The organism is Klugiella xanthotipulae, assembly GCF_006716695.1.
GTDB lineage: Bacteria > Actinomycetota > Actinomycetes > Actinomycetales > Microbacteriaceae > Klugiella > Klugiella xanthotipulae.
Window position 1 is genome coordinate 385225 of sequence record NZ_VFPN01000001.1, and the last position, 19886, is coordinate 405110.

At 60.1% G+C, this 19886-nt stretch carries 11 protein-coding genes and 1 pseudogene; 4 read left to right on the top strand and 8 right to left on the bottom strand.

Features of this window, described 5'->3' with window-relative positions:
* Positions 1–57 precede the first annotated feature (57 nt).
* From FB466_RS01720 to FB466_RS01750, 8 genes are all read right to left on the bottom strand, one after another.
* The gene (locus FB466_RS01720; RefSeq protein ID WP_141915340.1) at positions 58–1470 is read right to left on the bottom strand and encodes a type 1 periplasmic-binding domain-containing protein; all 1413 of its coding nucleotides are present in this window, start codon (positions 1468–1470) and stop codon (positions 58–60) included.
* The gene (locus tag FB466_RS01725; protein ID WP_141915342.1) at positions 1470–4211 is read right to left on the bottom strand and encodes a hypothetical protein; all 2742 of its coding nucleotides are present in this window, start codon (positions 4209–4211) and stop codon (positions 1470–1472) included. Before FB466_RS01725 ends, FB466_RS01720 begins: the two co-directional genes overlap by 1 nt.
* Before the next feature lie 845 nt (positions 4212–5056).
* Entirely contained in the window at positions 5057–5521 is a 465-nt protein-coding gene (locus FB466_RS14025; RefSeq protein WP_484140797.1) for a DUF7919 family protein, read from the bottom strand.
* Between the two features lie 694 nt (positions 5522–6215).
* Entirely contained in the window at positions 6216–6617 is a 402-nt protein-coding gene (locus FB466_RS01730) for a hypothetical protein (protein WP_141915343.1), read from the bottom strand.
* Entirely contained in the window at positions 6614–12169 is a 5556-nt protein-coding gene (locus tag FB466_RS01735; protein WP_141915345.1) for a DUF6531 domain-containing protein, read from the bottom strand. The genes FB466_RS01730 and FB466_RS01735 overlap by 4 nt, the downstream gene beginning before the upstream one ends.
* A gap of 329 nt (positions 12170–12498) precedes the next feature.
* Entirely contained in the window at positions 12499–12783 is a 285-nt protein-coding gene (locus FB466_RS01740; RefSeq protein ID WP_141915348.1) for a pyrophosphorylase, read from the bottom strand.
* 338 nt (positions 12784–13121) lie between these two features.
* On the bottom strand, positions 13122–14261 hold the full coding sequence (locus tag FB466_RS01745; protein WP_141915350.1) for a hypothetical protein: 1140 nt from the start codon (positions 14259–14261) through the stop codon (positions 13122–13124).
* Positions 14249–15289, bottom strand: a complete 1041-nt coding sequence (locus FB466_RS01750; protein WP_141915351.1) for a hypothetical protein — start codon at positions 15287–15289, stop codon at positions 14249–14251. The genes FB466_RS01745 and FB466_RS01750 overlap by 13 nt, the downstream gene beginning before the upstream one ends.
* A 684-nt stretch (positions 15290–15973) precedes the next feature.
* Between FB466_RS01750 and FB466_RS13845 the strand changes: the two genes are divergently transcribed.
* The 4 genes and pseudogenes from FB466_RS13845 (at position 15974) to FB466_RS01770 (ending at position 19860) form a co-directional block, all read left to right on the top strand.
* The gene (locus FB466_RS13845) at positions 15974–16288 is read left to right on the top strand and encodes a transposase (protein ID WP_281285147.1); all 315 of its coding nucleotides are present in this window, start codon (positions 15974–15976) and stop codon (positions 16286–16288) included.
* A 51-nt stretch (positions 16289–16339) separates the two neighbouring features.
* Positions 16340–17194 carry an IS3 family transposase gene (locus FB466_RS01755; protein WP_281285157.1) on the top strand — a complete coding sequence of 285 codons (855 nt, stop codon included), beginning with the start codon at positions 16340–16342 and terminating at the stop codon, positions 17192–17194.
* A gap of 91 nt (positions 17195–17285) precedes the next feature.
* Positions 17286–17465: pseudogene (locus FB466_RS13940) on the top strand (IS30 family transposase); the annotation flags it as partial.
* Positions 17466–17886: 421 nt separating this feature from the next.
* Complete coding sequence (locus tag FB466_RS01770) at positions 17887–19860, top strand: serine/threonine-protein kinase (protein WP_141915353.1); 1974 nt, start codon at positions 17887–17889, stop codon at positions 19858–19860.
* Positions 19861–19886: the final 26 nt, after the last annotated feature.

The window sequence follows — 19886 nt, forward strand, 5'->3', positions numbered from 1 at the left end:
ACCCTTCCATCAAAAAGCGTGGGCCACGGTACGGTTTGGGCGTCACACGCAGAGAATTTAGCGGTCGGTCGGCCCGGCAAACCAGACGAGTCGCGCGGCTGCCTCGGCAACACTCGGGCGCAAACCCAGGTCCTGCGCGGTCGCGTGCTGAACGGTCAGCTTCCCCGTCAAAACGGTGTCCGAGGTGAAGTTCAGCCCGGGTCCCGCAATTCCGTCTGACGATCCCAGCTTAAGAGTGGCGAGCTCAGCCTCAACCCGCGCCGGGTCGGTACTGCCCGCATCCGCGACAGCCCGCACAAGCGAGATCACAGCGTCATGGCTACGAGAGTCGGCCGAGGCGGCCACGCTGGCAAAGGTGTCGTCATCGGTGAGGTTGGAAATCTTCGGGTCGCCCGCAAACAACCGGACGCCCGCCAAGAAGGACGACATCCCTCGCCCACCCGCATCCTGACCGAGCGTGGTGGAGTCCCCCCACGCGGCACCGACAGTTACCAGGTTTGTTCCGACGCTCCCACCCTGGGCAGCCAGCACCGTGGCAAAGGTTGGGCTCGTAGCCTCCGGGGTGAGCACGATGGGCACAGAAACATTTTTGGCCTGGAGCGCACACACGATCGCGGCTTGGAGGGCCGGATGCCCGCTCACCACAACCGTGTCATTCGGTTGTTCAACACGAGCATCAGGTTCGGTATCGCCCACATAGGCACCACCAGCGGAGGTGTCCGAGTCGGTCATCCGCGCGACAACCGTGGCGAGCGCGGCCACATCTGCCCCCGCGGGGAACGGCACCATATCGGGGATGTCCACGGCCACCGGGAGACCGGCCCCAGCATTGACGTGCAACGGGTTTTGTGCCGTGGCCAGAGCGTCAGTAAGCGCGGTGGCCACGGAGGCATCGGTTGGTGCCATCGACCATGCACCGTCAGTACCATCCGGGGTGGTGTCATAGGGAAGAACAACGGGGATGCCCGCCTCGGCGGCGGCGTCCAGGGCACCGCTCAGGTGCGGCCCCGAGGAGGCAACGACAATCCCGGAAACGTTCTGCTCCGCGAGCTTCTCGACGGCAGCGCGAGCGCCTTCAACCGTCCCTCGATCATTCTCCGTCACGAGGGTTACCGTCGCACCACCCAGAGCCAGGCGGTGCTGCGCAACCCGGGCACCCTGCGCGGCCTGGTTCCACTCGGTACCCTCCGTTGCCCCGGTACCGAGCGTGAGGATCACCCCGATTGAGGTCTTGTCGGGGATGCTCAGCCCAGAGATTGCCACGGGAACGGTGGCAGCCACGGGATCGGCGACGGGCTTGGAGTTACCGCGAAGCACCGCACTAACTGACACAATCGCTACGGCACACACCAGCACGAATGCGCCAACCAGAATAATGATCCGTTTACGCGACCAGCGGGACGGCCGCCCCGGACCGGTAGAGTTCTGCGGCTCAACTGGCGGGTGAGCTGTGAGACTGTGAGCACTCATTACTTCTCACCGCCCAGGTGAAAGGAGTAGATGGTGTGCGAGGTGGCACCGCTCGGAACCTTCAGGTGGAAGGCGGGGAACGTGTTAGCCGCTTTTAGAGAGGCGGCAAACTGAGCCTGTTGGAGAAGAATTCCGGCGACATCCCCGGAGCGGATGTTCGCGTATCCGGCCGCATTCTGCGAGGCCAGGGCGAGCTGGAAATCGGCGGTATCGGCCTTCGCCGCACTCACGGCCATCGCCCCGAGCAGGCCGGAGCCCGCCACCTTCTGATCGCCCAGGTCAAGCAGCACCTTATTGAGGTTGTCACTGAGCAGTGTCGAGGCAGCCTCAACGTCTCGTGACGAGGCCGAGGTGCTCGCGGCGATACGTTCCAGCGCGCTGGCCGTCTGCTCGCTCAAATCGGCGGTGGCAGCCCTATTGCTCTCGGTGAGCCGCGACTTCTGGGTGTCGATGAGGCCACGCGCATCCGTAATGACGGTTTGCGAGGTGGACGACAACCCCGAGATGGTGCTGTTGTAGGAGGCGACAAGCGAGCCACGACCCAATTCAGCACGGTCGGAAACCACCCGAACCTGCTCGTTGATGGTCGTGGAGACGAGGGCATTCGTGCTGACCGCTGCATCGGTGAAGGACTGCATAACCGAATCGGCAAGGGTCAACTGCTGCCCCCGGATGACACCCAACTGCGCCCCCAGTTCGGTTGATTGTGTGACCGAGTCCTGCGCCAGAGCAGCAAGGGCATCAACCGAGAGGTCAAACGCCTCGTCGTGAGTCACCGTCGCGCTGCGGATATCGTCCAGGCTCGTCTGAATACCCGCCAGAGCCCCGGAGAGGAGCGACACGGTTGACGTCGGGTTCGCGGTATCCCCGGCATCCTGGATACCTTTCCACGCGTCAACCTGGGCCTGAAGCCGGTCGGCCAGAGGAGTGGGGTAACCCGCGGGCGGCGCAACGACCGCTCCGGTGGTGCACGGGGTACTCGTGAGGTAGGCCCGGAGCTTCTCCACGACCTCGGGATCAACCACGCTCACCCCGTCCGTGCTGAGCGAGCAGATGCTCTCGGCGAGGGTGTCCAGCTGTGCGATCATCGAGCCAGCGGGTAGCGGGCCAACGCCCGAGTCTTCGCCGAGTTCCGTCAGCGACCCGGTAGCGGTGCTGCGAAGGGTCCGGCTGAGAGCGCTCACCTGAGCGGTCGCGGCTTCGAGCGATGTTTGTGCGGACTGAACGGCGGTGGCGAGCTCCGGCTCGTCCGTCACTCGTGGCAGCAATGCGAGCGCTTCCGACAGGTCCGCCACGTTGTTGGCCAGGGTAGCCTGTTGGGAAATCGCGGTGTCGATATCGTCGGTGTTCAGATCACTGACGATAGCCTCCCCGTTTACCACAAGCTGAAGCAGCGCACCGGTGACGACGAGTGACGAGCCAAACAGGGCGCACGTCATGGAGGACTCGGTGCAGGTCTCAACGCTCGGCACTCGCGGCCCAACGGTGTTCTGCAGGTCAACCACGATCTCGTCACGGCATCCCTCATTCGCCGTGGCGTACCCGGCCAGCCGTGCGGACAACTGCACAAAAGCGGAGTAGATGCTGTAACCGGCCTCGGGGGCGCGCACCGTAGCGGCGCATCCCGTTCCCTCCACCTGGGAGGAGGGGGTGCCGCTCGTGTCGCCCAGAATGTTCTTCATCGACTCGACCGTCTCGCGAAGCTGTGCGGACACGGAGGTTTCGGTCCCCGTGGCGGTCGCGCTCAGGTCGGTCTGAAGGTCACCCAGCTGCTCCCCCAAGCTCTTCATCGTTGTCGCGAGCGACTCGCTGCTGTCATGAAGCTGCTGTGCGGTGCGTACACCGAGAGTCTTGGACGTGTCATCGAGGTTGGTACGGACCTCTGTGATGGTCGTGCCTGCCCGGTTGAGCACGGCGTTCACCTCGGAGATCAGCGTGATGGTGCGCTGCTGAAGGCCCAACTCGGAGGTGGGACCGTTGTCAAACGCTGAGCCCAGCGCTCCCTCGTAGGAGAGGTCGGTGTGGAGCCCCGCCTGCATCGCAATGTCGATGGAGGGCACCGCGAAGTCCGTCACATTGGCAACCAGCTGGAACGTGGTCGTGGCCTGCGACTGCGGCGGGGCCAGCAGAGCAGCCCACTGGACGACCGCATCGCCGTTTGCCGTGGCACTCACGATTCCGTTGGTTTGGCTGCCACCGTCGTCAGCGCTGACGACGATATCGCTCGGACGCGTTCCGGCGAACTGAGCGGAGGCGGCGATGCTCATGGGGGTGCCGACGAGTGCCGCGTCAACACGGGACTGGCCCGCGACATCGTACTCAACATCTGTTGGCTTCACCGTGAGGTTTTCTACCGTGACGTTAAGCTCCACTCGACCGGTGTACCCCGCCACATCGTTCAGGTCTGAACCGCTGGAGTCCGCCGTCTTGTACTGCGTTGTGATGCGCACGGGCAGGTCATCCGCCACCGTGCGAGTCTCGTAGGAGGTCGTGGTGCCCAGCGACTCACCCTTCACCTCGTCGAGGTACACAGCGGTACCGTCAATAGCGGTAATCGCACCGTCTCCGGCAAGGTTGACGCTGACCGATTGCAGCACACTCGATGAGGAGTCGATGGATGGCTGCGGCCCGCTGCAACTGATAGTAAAGAGCACCGCCCCCAGCGTGAGCATCATCGTTCCAACCCTGGCCGAACGACGTACCCGTCCCCCGCGTGATCCGCCCGTTCCTGGCAGACTCATAGTGCGTTTCCTTCCCTAACGACGCATTCCCCCCCGCACGAATATATAACGTCATTGCGGTAAATACTAATTGGCCCCGATACCGCATAGTGCCCAATCGCAGAAAAGCCCGATCACACAGGCAACGATGCGCTCAGAGAGGATTCTCGAAGGTAGGTGGTTGGTGGGAGATAATTGCGCACAAAGTTGAGGGATTGGCAGATGCCGGTCGCGTGAGAAAAGAGGACTGCCTTCGCAGTGTAGAGGAGCACAATTAGCGTCGGTAGAATCCCCGCATCACTGACCTTCCTCGTGTGACGCTCTGGCCTACTCACTAAAAAAGACTTAGAGATTTATTTATCTTGTGAGTTCTGCGGTTTCAAGAAATCCAGTTCCCAACACGTATTGACCCCAAATAAAAACCGCACACATTCCGACCATCACGACGGGAAGCACACGCAATTCCCACGACCGAACTTCTTGTATTGATTTCTCCCCCTGGGCACCCAAAACAATAACAACGCAGGACACACCGGGAGAACCCCCAGCGGTGCCTTCCACATCCGACCCTTCGTCGTCACCTCGATATCAGCATATTACTTCGTCGCACGCGCACATTGTCGAAGCAATAATGAATTTGCCCCCATATGAAGTTTTCATTTTTCACGGCATAGTTCCCCATTCCTCGCCAGCACATTTCAGCGAGTCACGGGACCGATCCGCACATTACCCCCTGCAACATCAATGCAGTCCGCTTTCCCGGACATAACCGACAGCTCCGGGCGGAGAGGAAGCAATGTCAATATCCATTCTCCCCCAGTCTCGGGAATTTAATACAGAGCTTTGCCCACAGGCCTCATGCACTTCTAGCTTTCCTGTAGTCGCCCCAACAAATCAGTTGGTGGCAGGTAACCATGCTCAGCGATATAGTGCAGGACAAGGGTGGGAGCCAGCCAGATCCGATCCTGCCCATCAATGATTTTCACGCATGCGAAGCCCAGTTGGATCGTGCGACCGTCGGTCATTCGGTAGGGGGTCGGTCCAAGTTCCGGAGCAGGCGAACAAAACCGACACGTGTAAAATCCTCGCGTGATGAACACTGGCTGGAGTGCCGCGGTTTCGAGCGTCCGGATGAGGTGCCGGGGGCACTCCCCCTGGGAATAATCATGTCCACGGTCTAGCCACCCGAATGAGTTCCACGGGCCACAAGACGTCGGAACTCCATACTGGTCAACAGAGCTCTTGGAATTTCTTGAGGTCAACCGTGTGAAAAAATTCTCGTGGCCGGGCCGTTGAACCCCTACAGTTGTTCCGTCTGTAATATATGGCACTCGAACTCCAATCCTTCGGGGGTACTACACCCAACTCGCCGCCTCACAATAAGCGACCCACTCAAAGGCACCCTCACCGAGGGTACCAACCCCAAGAAATAATCAAAACAAAATGAACTAATTCTCTTGAAGCTCAAGGTGCTTGAAAATATTTATAATACCTATCTTGTGAGTTCTGCGGTTTCAAGAAATCCAGTTCCCAACACGTATTGACCCCAAATAAAAACCGCACACATTCCGACCATCACGACGGGAAGCACACGCAATTCCCACGACCGAACTTCTTGTATTGATTTCTCCCCCTGGGCACCCAAAACAATAACAACGCAGGACAGGCCAGGAGAACCCCCAGCGGTGCGTTCCACATCCGACCCTTCGTCGTCACTTCGATCACCGTGTCCAACGGCACCCACAGGAGAACATACAGCCCGAACCCCACAGTTACCAGGAGGGTAAAGTACACCGTTATCACAGCCCGCCGGTTAGGACGTTTCACCCGTTCATCATCAGAGAAAAGCAGCCCCGGCGAGACGTCGCGACCGTCAGGTTCGTCTATCACGGTAACAACCCCGCCTGCACTGTTTCCACCGCCCACAATCGCAACCTAACCGCTTATACGCGATCACATGCATCTCCACATATTTCGGCTATGTTTTTATTTCAATAAATGAAATAAAATCCATCCGTAAAATATTTACCAAAAATCAACCCCTGCTGCATCCATAAACCCTGCCACTAGAGCGTACTGACCCCATAAAAATAAAACACAAATGATTGTGACGACAACAGGCAATATACGAATCTCTGAGAGGGAAACGTCTTTTCCAGTAGGCTTGCTTCCGCGAGTCGCCAAGAACGCCAGCACTCCGGGGACCAAGAGCAAAACGAACAAAGGAGCGTTCCACGTTCTCCCCTTCGTCGTCACCTCAACGGTTACATCCCAGGGAACACGCACCACAACGTATAAAGCAAAACCTACAACAACGATCAGCGTGACATACAATAATACCCGCATTCGCCTATTGCTTCGCAGCACGCGCACGTCATCGGGAGCAAGCATTACTTTGCCCTCATCTGAAGGTTTTTCATTCGTCACGGTATAATCCCCGTTTCCTCGCCAGCAAACCTCAATGAGTCAAGTGACCAATCCGCACATTGCCCAGCCCCCGCAACGCCAATGAAGTCTGCGATTCCGGGCGCAACCGACAGATCCGAGGCACCGGGGAAGTACGACAGCGCCCCACCAGTGGTCGCGTCAATCACGGCGTCAATTCCGTCATATTCTTGCCCCGCAACTGCGCTCTGAGTCCATCCGCCAGCAACGCTTCCTCCACCAGAAATTCCAAGCTGGGTGATGTTCCGCAAAAGTGTGCTTGACATAGGGCCAGCCAGCGGAGCAGCACCACCAATGGCAGCACCACTTACTGCTCCCCCTAACAGGGCAGCCCCTGCTTCAGCAAGTGACCAATTGCTGTGATTGGTGACGGAATACGTCGCAACATTCCCCAGCCCACCAACCGCACTATTTACAGCGGTGCTGATACCCATTTGCCCCCACGGTATCTTGGACAGATAGTTCGACCCGGCGGCCATGACCTGCTCCGAGGCCGTGGCTGCGGCACCTGATCGCACAAGCCCACCTGCCCAACCTCCTGCAGCACCCGTTGCAGCACCGATGAGAGTGTCAACGCCCACCCGCTTCCAGTCAACGGAACCGTTCTGCGCTTTCTGAGAAACCACAGAGATCCCGCCACCCATGAGCGCACCGGCACCAGCCATGAGCGCGATGCCCGCAGGCCCACCCACCCCGGTACACATCAACGCGATACCGCCAACAATTGCCAGCCCACCAACCACGTATTCCCAGTTGTCGCCGAGCCAGTCGCCTACTGCGGCAAACACCCCATTATTCGCGTTGTTATACGCCGCAAGTTCCTCATCCGTCACCGGACGCAACCCCGTCGGATCCGATAAACCTACGGGGTTATTACCCGCATACGCATACGGATTACCCGACCACCCCGCACCCAACACCGGCTCCAACGGATCCACCGACAAAAAACCACGCGTAGCCGGGTCATAGGTACGAGCACCCAACCACTCCAGACCGCCCACACTCACACCACCCGAGGCCGTCAGATCCACACCCACAGGGAGCAGACCGGCGAGGGCACCGGCCGCATCCGATTCCGCACCACCGGCAAGGCTGCCGGGCGCACCGCCACCACCACTGCCCGGGACGGGCGTACCGGGCACGGCCGCGGCACCAATCACCGCCCACGGGTCTACAACATCCGTCGCCCGCGTCGCACGCCACCCCGGGGTGGTCCACACACCACCAATACCGGTCACGCCCCCAGACACGGGGAGAACCTGTGTCTCACCAACGCCAATCAGCATCGGGAACGGACGGGCGGTATCCCACCACACCGGCACCGCGACGGCAGAGTCGTTACCGCTGGTCGTGGCAATCTCAGCCAGTTCACCGGTCGCATCCACCCACAACTCATGCTGACGCGTCACCGCCCCATCGGCACCGTGAGCGGCTACCCGGGTGAGATACCCGCGCGGGTCCCACACATAGTCACACCCAGAGCCGTTATTCACCGCTTCCCGGATGCGACGACCAGACCCGTCGTAAGAGTAGCGGGTCGCCACGCCACCGTGGATGGTACTCAGCAACTGGCCCACCGCATCGTACGTGTACTGGCGCTCAGCACCGCCCGCACCGCCCTCGACCACCAGGCGACCGGCGGCATCATACTCCCACGACAAACGGGACGTTTCACCGTCACTATCCGTCTGTGCCGAGACAAGCTGCCCGGCCTCATCATACGAATACGTCGTCACGGCCCCATGAGTAACAGTAACAACGCGGCCCATGTCATCGCGGCCGATGACCGTCGTATCCACACCCTCGGCACCGGTGCGGGTGTGGCCCGTGAGCCACCCATCGGTGTAATCCCAGGACTGAGCCACATCACCCGCAGACGAACTGATAGTTCGCCCCGCTGCATCGTAGGCGAAGAACGCCTCACCCAGGTGCGGGTGAGCGATGCCCGTGAGATTCCCCGCCCGGTCGTGCGTGTAGCGGGTAGTGGTCCCGGTGTGATCGGTGAACGACACCCGCCGACCATCCGCATCGTAGGCCCACCGCAACTCGCCATCGCCCCGGGTGCGGCGGATCAACTGGCCGCGACGGTCATACTCCAACGTGTGCTCCACGAGCTGACCATCGGAGCGGGTGTGATCAGTAAACTGCACCCGTCGCCGCGCGGCATCCCGCGACACGGACGACACCAGCCGGCCATCAATACTCACCGTATCCTGACGCCCTGCCCGGTCATAGGTCCACGACATCGTGTGCCCGTCGGGGTCGGTCTGGGTGAGCTGCCGACCGGCAGCATCATACGTCGCGGTTGTCACCCGGGCGAGCGGGTCGGTGACCAAAGCCACCTTATCTGTATCCGTATAGGTGCGGGTTGTCACCCCGCCCACCGGGTCGGTGACACGCAGGAGACGACCGCGGGCATCATACTCGTAACAGGTTTCCCCGCCCACACCGTTGACCACTCGGACAAGTTCACCCGCCGCGTTGTACCGGAAGCGCCGCGTTCCGTAATAGGTGTCCTGCGAGTAGGTGAGACGCCCCACCTTGTCGTAGGCATACCGGGCGACACCATGACCCGGTGCGACCCTCGACGTTAACCGGCCCGCGACATCGTAGGTGAAAGCCTCCACCTCACCCGTGGCCAGGGTGCGCTCCACTACCCGGGAATCCGCGTCATACGTCAGCGTCGTAACAGCACCCAGCGGATCAACCGTCTTCCACGGGCGCCCGCACAGGTCATACTCGAACCGGGTCACCGCACCGGCCGGAGATGTGATTCGGATGATCTTGCCCGCCACATCCCGTTCCAGACGCGTCAGTCCACCCTCACCATCAACAAGTTCGACCGGGTGACCGGCCCCGTCATACGTGACCAGCTCGGCCGCACCGTCCGCAGACTCCATCCGGGAGGGGCGACCGTACTCGTCGAACTGGAAGGACACCGAGGCGAACGCATCCGTGAGCGCACCGGTCCCCGCGCTCCGATCGGCGCTCGCATCCAGGCGCACCCCGGTCGGGTCAACAACCGCGCTCATCGCACCGTTTGGGCCGTACTCGCGCGTCCAGTCGTGACCGCCCGGGTCGGTAATCGCCGTCAGACGCGACAGTGCATCATGAGCGAAACCCCAGCGCGCCCCGTCAGGGAGCACGACGCCCGCGACGTTGCCCAGGTCGTCAAAAGATCGCTCAACTACCCGGCCCAGCGCATCCGTGGTGCGGATCAGCTCACCGCTCGGCCCGTAGGTCATCTCCGTACGGGCCCCCAGCGGGTCCAGAATAGCCGTGACCCGGCCCACGCTGTCATGTTCGAACCGCCAGGTAGCACCGTCCGGACCCTCACGCGACGCGAGTAAACCGGTACCGTCATACGTGAACCGTGTGACGCTGCCGCCCGGAGTGATGGCCTGGACGGGCCTCCCGGCCTGGTCCCGCACAATCCGTGCGGTGTCACCCGCCGCGTTAGTGCTCGTCAACAGGTCTCCGTGCTCGTCGTACGTGAACGACACGGCCACCCCCACCGGGTCAACCACCCGGGTGAGCAGGCCGCCCGTCCAGGTCATCTCGGTTCGCCCGCCGAGGGGATCCCGAATCACCGACGGGTTACGGTCATCCCCGGAATACTCGTACTCAACGGCACTTCCGGACTCGGTCACCAGTGTCGTCACCCGGTCACGATCATCCCACCCGTACGTGATATCCGCACCCTCTGGCGTGACCGTACGCACCTTACGCCCACGCTCGTCATACGCGTGCACCGTGACGCCACCGTCCCGCGCAATTGAGGACACCAGGTTGCCGTGGGAATCATACGACATCGATTGACGCCGGTCCTCGCTATCAAGCACGCCCACGAGGCGGCCCTTGGCATCGGCGATCCACGAGTTCGACCGCGACCCGTCCTCATCCGACACCACCGTCACCCGACCCGGCAGATACGCAAACCGCACCCGACGGCCGTGCGGAGACACCTGGAGCGTCACCCGGCCGGAGTCGTCGTACTCGTTCCGAGCCTCCACGACACCGGAGGTGGCGACAACAGCCTCAATCAGGCCCGCCTCGTTCCACCGATACGTACGAACCCCCAGGGGCGAACGAACCCCCACGAGCCGCCCGGCTTCGTCATACACATACTCCACCCGGCGCCCATCCGAGGCCTGCACCACAGCCACCCGACCAGCACCATACTCCACAGTGAGGAAACGACCACGCTCGTGCACCAGACGCGTGATATCGCCCTCACCGTCGCGCACAACGCGCACCGCAGTCCCCGCACCAGACCCTGAGCCCAGCCAGACCCCCGCAGCGGTGAAAGACCACCACGACCCGGAATTGTCCCGCACAACGAGCGTCGATCCGAGGTCACGGTCCGCCCCCTCGGGCACAGCCTCGGTGGCCTCCGATGCCAGCCACACGTTCTCCCCTACCCCGCGGCCCCAGCCCGTGCCCTCACGCGGGAAATGCACCTCACGTCCATCGTCCATCCGCCAGACCGCACCCTCATCGCTGAGAGTCAACGCCGTCTCCAGCGCCGAGGACCATCCCGGGCCAAAAAGCCCCACCCGCGTATCCAACGAGTTATACATCCGAGACAGCTTTAAGGATGCCGCACCCCCGGCACACCCCAAATCCACCTCGGGCTCAATGAAGTTACCCGTCGCCGTATTCACCGGGTCCATCGAATACCCCGTCGTCGGCGGGGCTCCAAAAGCCGTCGGAGGGTCAATCTGCAAACCCGAGCGAGACGCCTGCACACCCGCAGCAGACAACGCCGCGCCCAACGCCGCATCCGAGACCCAAGACACGTTGCCCTCACCACCCGCAGCAGCAAACGCATCCGCAAGAGTCGTAGCCCAGCGGGTGTCATTAGCGTTAGCCTCTAACCACTTCTCGTACGCTGTCACCACCCCCGAACCGTCCAGTGTTCCCCACTGACATTGCGCGGCAAAATCTGCGAGTTTACCCCGCAACAGCCCCGGGGTGCCACTCAATAAAGCATCAAGACCAGAGGTTCCGGTCGCAAACGAACGTAAATTACTTGGCCGCGCCGATGACGTACCGCCACCACCACCGCCACCGCCAGACGTCGGGCTCGGGGTATTACGCGACCCCGCAGGCGGGGCGGCAGCCTCATGGCGTGGTGCCGGTTTCGCCTCCTCCGTCGGGGCATCCTCACCACCCGTAAAAGCATCACCAATGCATTCGAGTACGCTCCGGTCGTCTTGGCGTTTCTTCCACTCCCGCGCACGCCGACGCCGACCGTCCTCCGCCCACGCCGCCTCTCGCAGCTCCAACGCATACGTAGACACCAGTCGCAACGCCTCGACCAAACGCCCCGCATCTACAGCGGCAGTAGATGCGTTCGCCGCGAAAAGATCTGCAAAATGCCCCTGAAAATCCTGCGCACCCGTCGTCACATACGATGCACGCGATGCGGACTGCCCCTGCACGGTATTCGCCGCACCGCTGAACGCCGTGACCACACCATCAGCCGTGTCGTAATTGAAAACCAGAGGATCACTACCATGCATACCAGACATACGCTAAACCTTTCCAAAACCCCCGCAAAGCCCCAAAACCCCCACAAAACCCCAGCCGCGAACCCCTCTGAAACACAGACAAAGAGAACACGCGTAAATTTAGCCCGATTTATTCATACCTCGGCCGCATTATTCGACACACCCACCGCAATGAAAAACATAGTTGGAGAGGGGTAGCTCTCCATCACTAACGGGGCAGTTATTCAACCTCACCGACCCCGCATCACATCAATCCCGACCACGGGACGAGCAAAGACGAACGTCCCTTACCATCCGAAGACCCCATCCGAGGCTCACCAGAGGTAAGGGACGCTCAGCACACGGGACGGTTACGCTCCACCACCACCGGCACTGAAAATGTCCTGCGAAATCTTATCCAGCTGCGTACGCAACTGCTCCAACTCCGTCTTCGCCTTATCAAGCGCAGCCTTCGTCTCGGGCCACGTCGAACCGCGGAACGTGGACGCCAACGGACCATCCCACACATTCTGATCAGACAGAATGCGCCCCTGCGCATCCAACTGCGAAATCTGGTCCGTAAAACCACCATTCACAATCGACTGAATCTGACGAATCGCCGTCTTTGCCTGCTCGGTAGATAGCACACGCGACATAAATAAACCTCCAGCGTCAAGATACCCCCACAAGCACAGCGCCCGGAAGGCCTTTAGCCAGACTATCCACCCGCACCACACACAGAAAACTCACAATAAAAGCCACCCACCGCGCACAATAAAAACAAAACTGCATATGAGTCCTGACCAGGGAAAATACTTGCTCGCTTCGAATACACAAGAATAACCAGCAAAAAAATCACCCCGAAAACCGCCTACAGCACCAGCAGCTTTCGCCCCCTATGCGTGGTCATCCGCCTCTTCGTGATGACGGTGAGGGCGAGTTCTGAATCCAAGTTTCTTCGTGGCTCAGGCGCAGCCGATTCACCGGAGAGCCGTTATCCCAACACAACCGTGTCATCGTGAATCCGCGCTACTGCGACATAACTGTCCACGTTTATTTCGAGATCGGAAATACGGTAGATCTCTTCCGAGCCGGATCGGTTATTCCGTGCGCTGAAGGAAAGTTTCAGGAGACCGTCGGTCACGTAATAGTTTGGCCAGCCGTGATCCGGTTGCGCGGTTGGATACCGCAGCACCTCAACTCGGAGATCCGTCACATTGCTGTATTCCTCCAGTTGGCGTTGCCCACAGGAACGTTCACCCCATGATGAGGGAACGTGACCAAACAGCCCCGCGACGGAGAGACACCCGTCAAGGAACGTTGAAGCCGCCTCGTCAACAAGCTGAACCGCGCGTTCTGACGGTTCAAATGCATACTCAGCCGCTGCCACGTTTCTGTCCTCGCCCTCCGCGAAATCTCCATGAACTGCCACAACAGTTTCAACCGAATCTCCAACAAAAAAACCTCCCGCTGGCGGATCAACCTGATAGACCGCTGGATACGCGTCGTAAACGAACAACGATTCACTCGCCGGTGTTGTATTCACCCCTGAAATACTGAAGCCGGTTATTTCCCCCTCTGGGCCTCTGTGAACTGGGAGAGGAGCCACCATCGGTTCGAATACCCAGCGCGCTACTTTCCGATGAAGCTGCACAACTGAGGTGTGCTTGGTTGCGGCCAATCTATAGCTGAAGTGAACATCAAAGCGGTGGTTCGGTAGCTCCTCCACCTCGGTCACCGTTGCCTCAGAGATATGCTCCACCGCCTGGGCAAAAACCGCGTTCGACAAAAAGATTGCTGTCTCCCCCCGTGCACGAGGCCCGGCCATCTTAGTTGCCGATTCGGCATCACCGTCGGACAAAAAACCGAGATACGCTTCAACGGCCGCTTTAGCGTTGTTCGCTGTGGCTTTACCGTTGTCTGTGTACACTGTCTGCGTCGGGGCACCTTCGTTCAGCAGCGATTGAGTTGCACCTGATTCCGAAACATCGAAAACGAGGTCGGTCACCGTGTGGCCAAGCAGTAGTGATAACACAACGGCAAGCGACAAAAACAAGCGTCCATGCCACCACGGTTCACCGAATGTGGGCTGAGCCGAAGTATTTATTTTTTCGCTTCGGCTCATGTCAACCACCCCAAGACAATTTCTCCGTCAACAAAATTGACAATATAGCTGTACGGAATCCGCATGAGATCTACTTCAAGATCGGTGTATCTCTGTACCCCAGCGGCTTTTGAGTAGTCGTCAACCGCCGAGAAAGACAGTTTTATCCTGCCACCAACAGCAGAATATCCAGCTCCGTTCGAGTACACATTTTTAATCGTGATAGTTGGATACTCAAGCACCTCAACCGTTAAATCACTCACAGCGGCTTTCCTGCCGAGAAGCTGAAACGGCGAACAGGTGTCCCCGTAAGAATGCGCGTAAAACAAATCAATAGTGGTCAGACACTTGTTGACGAGGGCGGATAGCTCTTCCTCCAACACGGGCAGAACACTGTCGGACAGGGTGTAACTATCATCAAGCCCGACGATTATCGCAGGGTCTTCTGCCGAGAAAAACGGAACCGCCACGCTAACCGGGTCCGCAGAAACAAACCCGTGGCTGGGTGCACCCACCTCATACACCGCCGGGTAGGCTTCCCACGTACAGAACAGACTTACGTCTCGGTCAACATCAACGCCCGACACGTTGAGCGTGCTGTGGTACCCCTCATAGGCCACAGAGTTGAGAGCTAACGCACGCGTCATAGGCTCAACGTTCCACCGGCGGTCTGCGGCAGAGAAGGCGGCGTCTATGTCCGCGGCGTAGTCAACCCCGTCAAGAACATACTCGAACGACACCACGTAGCCACCCGAATCACCGTTTTGCACCACATCTGTTATTTCAATCTCAGCGATATGCGCTTTGGCCTGAGAAAACACGTCGGCAGACATAAACCCATCACAACCAGCTTCTACCTCAGGATCGGCCATCCGGGTTGCTGCAGCCGCGTTACCAGCCGCCACATAGCCCAGATAGGTGGCAACCGCGGCCTTCGCCCCGCCTGCAGTTGCGTGGAGAGGACCGCCCCAGGGGATAGCAGCCCCACCCTCAACGCGGGTTATAGCGGTGATACCTCCACCCACCAGCACAGAAATAGCGACAATACAGGCCAGCATGACACCGCCAAACCTGCGCGGTTGTTGGACAGGAATCATGATGAGAAGGCCCTCTGCTCTGATCTACAGTGCGAACAAATACGAACAGCATAAGCCGCTATGGATGGTCGGACGGCGCGGGTTCCCCCTCCGCGATGCTTCTCAGCATAACCAATGGGTATCAACAGACGCATGATCGCCGTAACGCTTCCGAGGAGGAGCGACCGCCCGCGCCGACACTCCGCCGGGAGACGGCCGGTCAGTACCGCACGGCCGGGGTCACGTCGCTGGCCCGTGACCGTGAGACCACGCGCGTCGGCCCAGCTACGCTCCAACTGCGATCAGTCAGGAAACCCTTAATCGTGAAAACCAGTTTCGGGAATAGAATGGAGAAATTTTTCACCGGAGCGTGAAGCTATCAGAAAGTAACGGGGCGACGCTGCCAGACGTCCGCCGAGACAAGCCAATCCAATTCGGGGTCAGGAAGGTTTTTATCGCGGAAATATTGCCCCGCTTGCAACGCCGTCTCGGGCAGAACAGGGTGGTGTCATAGCGTGGTAGCAACAGGGAGGGGTGTTGCTGATGTTTCCGCGACGGCAGTTAACGTTTCAGGACAGGGCAGAGATCGCGGTTGGGCTCTGATGCGCTCTGGGTGTTGGTTTGGCCTGGGTTTAGTTCCGTACTTTCAACAAGGATAGGAACACCATGGCAAACAAATATGAACCAGAATTCCGTGAACGCGCGCTGCGTATGCTCACCGAAGCGCTCCCCGAGCATACGAGCCTCAACGCAGCCAGCAACCAGGTCGGCAAGCTCCTCGGTGTCTCACCAGACACGCTGCGTATCTGGCATCGTCAAACGCTGATCGATACTGGCCAAAAACCCGGCGTGACCACTGATATGAACGAGGAGAACCGGCGACTGCGCCGCGAAGTCGCTGAACTCAAGAAAGCAAACGAAGTCTTGCGAGCTGCGAGCATATTTTTCGCCAAGGAACTCGACCCGCCACGAACGAAATGATCCAATTCATCGATACCTATCGTGATCGTTTCGGGGTTGAGTTCCTGTGCCGTGTGCTGGGCTCGGCAATTCGTGTTTCTGACGTCCCGAGGATATCGGGCAGCGAAACACAGACTCCCGTCGGTCAGGAAACTACGCGACGAGATTCTCGTCACCGAGATCCGTCAACTCCACAAACAGCACTACAGCGTCTACGGGCGCCGCAAGATGCACGCCCTCCTCACCAGAGCAGGGTGGGTCATCGGACGCGACCAAACCGAGCGTCTGATGAAAATCGCCGGAGTGCGTGGAGTACGTCGTTCGAAGAGAGCCTTCACAACAACGAGTGACGTCAGGGATCAGCTGCCGGGTGATCTCGTCGAACGCCAGTTCGTGGCCGACGGGCCAATGAAGTTGTTGGTGTGTGACATCACTTACGTTGCTACGTGGGCTGGGTTCGCATACACCGCGTTCATTATTGATGTCTTTGATCGTAAGATCGTTGGCTGGAACGTTGCCTCAACACTGAAAGCTGAGATACTGCCGCTGCAGGCGCTTGAGATGGCGGCCTGGCAATCAGGTGGAACGCTCGACGGGGCCGTGCATCACAGCGACCACGGATCGAACTACATGTCGATGGTCTACTCCAACCGCGTCAGAGAACTGGGGGCGATTCCTTCAACGGGGACCGTAGGTGACAGCTACGATAATGCCCTGGCCGAGTCAGTGAACGCGCTCTACAAAGCAGAACTCATCCGCATGCGTGGCCCCTGGAAAACAGTTGAGGAAGTCGAACTCGCCACCCTGGAGTATGTGTGGTGGTGGAACAATGAGCGCCTCCACGGCGAGCTAGGCAGGCGAACCCCGGTCGAGGTTGAGACGGCGTACTATGCTGAGGCGCAGTCACTCGTGACAACCGTCGAGTGATGAACAAAATAGTCGGAACTAAACCCAGGCCAAACCATACATCTGTGCCTCCCGATCGTTGGTACTTGATTATCAAGTCCAACTTTCGGGGACCAGTCCACTCATCAGAGAATATCTCCCCAAAGGCACCGAGATCACCTCGCACCAACCCTACCTAGACGCGATCGCTGACGAGCTAAACAACCGACCCCGACAAACGCTCGGGTTCTACACACCCAAAGAAATCTTCCAACAGCTACTCACCAAACCAGTTGTTGCTACCACGAATTGACACCACCGAGGCTCACCAGAGGTAAGGGATACTCAGCACACGGGACGATTACGCACCACCGGCACTGAAAATGTCCTGCGAAATCTGGTCCGTAAAACCACCACTCATAATCGACTGAATCTGACGAATCGCCGTCTGTGCCTGCTCGGTAGACAACACACGCGACATAAATGCACCTCCAGCGTCACAACGCTTTCACGAGCACAACACCAGGAAAGCCGGTGAGCACAGAATATACACTGGGCACTGCCGCACAAAAACCACGTACAGCAAGCCAAATACTAAACATGGTGTTTGATCGGGGGAAATTCTTACGGGGCTCCTCAGCGTAGGATTATTCAGGGCAAAATTCACCCCGAAACCGGCCTCTGAAACCGGGAAAAACGAGTCGGCCCAACACAGTTGAGATGGAGAAAACATCGTGCAGTCCCACCAAGGCGATGCCCTGGGCGCTTCGTACCGCCTCGTTGAGCGAATCGGCTCCGGTGCCGCGGGAGATGTCTGGCTCGCCACCTCGACATCCGCCGGCGCTCACTTCGCCGCAAAGATCCTCAAGGCAGAACACGCGAACGACCCCGCACTTGTCGAGCGATTCATTCGTGAGCGCTCCGTTCTCCTCGGGCTGCGCCACTCCAACATCGTCACGGTGCGCGACCTCGTGGTTGAGGGCAGCACCCTCGCCATTGTTATGGACTACGTTCCCGGAGGTTCGCTCCGCGACCTGCTCGACAACGCCCGTTCTCTGCCCGCCGCCGATGCCCTAACCCTGGGCGCTCAGGTGTTTGAGGCACTCGCGAGCGCACACGCCGCCGGGGTCGTTCACCGAGATATCAAACCGGACAACGTCCTCCTCGCAGAACATTGGCACCCCGGCCAATCAGGTACCGTGCGGGTCACCGACTTCGGCATCGCCTCGGTGGTGAGTGAGCGGAACCGACAGACAACGGGCATCCTCGGCACCCCGCAGTACATGGCCCCCGAACTCATCAGCCACGGACAGTCCACCAGCGCCGCAGATGTCTACTCTGCGGGCATCCTGCTCTACGAGTTGATCGCGGGGCGAACCCCGTTCGCCGGCCCGGGTACCGACTTCACGATTGCCTACCGGCACGTCACGGTGGCTCCCCCGCGCCTGGATGTACCCCCCGCGATGTGGGACTTCCTCACTAAGCTCCTGGACAAAAATCCGCGCAACCGGCCGAGCGCCGCAGAAGCGGCCGCCACCGCCCGCCGACTCGCCAGAGAAAACTCGTCGCTGCCCGCGCTGCCCGTGGGTGAGACCGTGCAGGAATTCGTCGAGGAGGAGCGCCACGCAACCGTTCTGCGCAGCGACCTTCTCGCGACACCGGAGCACTCCGCCGAGCCAGCCTCCACGCTCTCCGCGGCACACCCGGAGCTGGGCGAATCGGGGCAACGAACAGTCCTGCGGCCACTCCCCCGGCGGGAGGCTCCTCTCCGTTCTCCCACTGAGGAGCCCACAACGGAGAAGGTGAGCCGCCGCCCCTCCTGGCTGACCAATCGCGCGATAGTGCTGGGCGGGGCCGGGGTGCTCCTGATCGGCGTTCTGATCGTCGGCGTCGTCTGGCTGTTCCCCGGCGGGACCGAAAAACCCCCGGCAGGCGCAACGGAGAGCGCCACCGCCCAGCAACAAGACCCCACGCTACCAACCGGGCTCGGCGTTGCACGGACCGCACGCTACGACGCCACGGAGCAGACGGTCTCCCTCGACATCACCTACTCGGCTCAGAAGGCACCCCTGTCGGGCTCCCTGCTGGAGGTCATCCCTGCCGTCGGGAAAAGCACGGCGTGCCCGGCCGTCAGCTGGGAGCAGGTATCGGCGGCGAAGCACCAGTCCTCCACAACGGGGATGACGACCCACTGCGGCTGGGAACTCACGGACATCACAATTCCCGCCAATGGCACGGTCACCGTCACCGCCACGCTGCCCGCAGAGACGGTCGATGCGGCCGGACTCAACGAGTGGCTCGCCGGGGCCGCAACAGCAACCGCGGAGGCACTCAACGATCCCGCAGTGACCTCCCCGGCCTACCCCGCTCAGCGACTCCAAAGCATCAACGTTGTCACTCCGCCGCGCACCACCAGCCAAACCCCCCTCCCCATCACCCTTGTCCCCGTCTGGCCGAGCGGCCCCGACGAGCTCAATCCGCTCTATCAGAGCCCATCATCCGGCACTCCCTCGCAGATGCTCCAAAATATCGCGGGCGGAGAAAAGGGGATACGGTTCTCAGACAATTGTTCGGGTACAGTCGCCATCTCCTCCGACGGCCTGGTCGTGACGGCCCTGTCGATCACCCCCACATGCACCCTGTTTGCCCAGGTGGGTAACTTCACCGACCTCCAAAGCTCACCGTTCAGCATCACAACCCGGGAGTAAACCCCACAGCCGTTTCACTCGCATCA

Excerpts from the sequence above, each read along its gene's own strand:
- FB466_RS01720 (WP_141915340.1), bottom strand. The coding sequence starts at position 1,470 with ATGAGTGCTCACAGTCTCACAGCTCACCCGCCAGTTGAGCCGCAGAAC.
- FB466_RS01725 (WP_141915342.1), bottom strand. The coding sequence starts at position 4,211 with ATGAGTCTGCCAGGAACGGGCGGATCACGCGGGGGACGGGTACGTCGT.
- FB466_RS01735 (WP_141915345.1), bottom strand. The coding sequence starts at position 12,169 with ATGTCTGGTATGCATGGTAGTGATCCTCTGGTTTTCAATTACGACACG.
- FB466_RS01740 (WP_141915348.1), bottom strand. The coding sequence starts at position 12,783 with ATGTCGCGTGTGCTATCTACCGAGCAGGCAAAGACGGCGATTCGTCAG.
- FB466_RS01750 (WP_141915351.1), bottom strand. The coding sequence starts at position 15,289 with ATGCTGGCCTGTATTGTCGCTATTTCTGTGCTGGTGGGTGGAGGTATC.
- FB466_RS13845 (WP_281285147.1), top strand. The coding sequence starts at position 15,974 with ATGGCAAACAAATATGAACCAGAATTCCGTGAACGCGCGCTGCGTATG.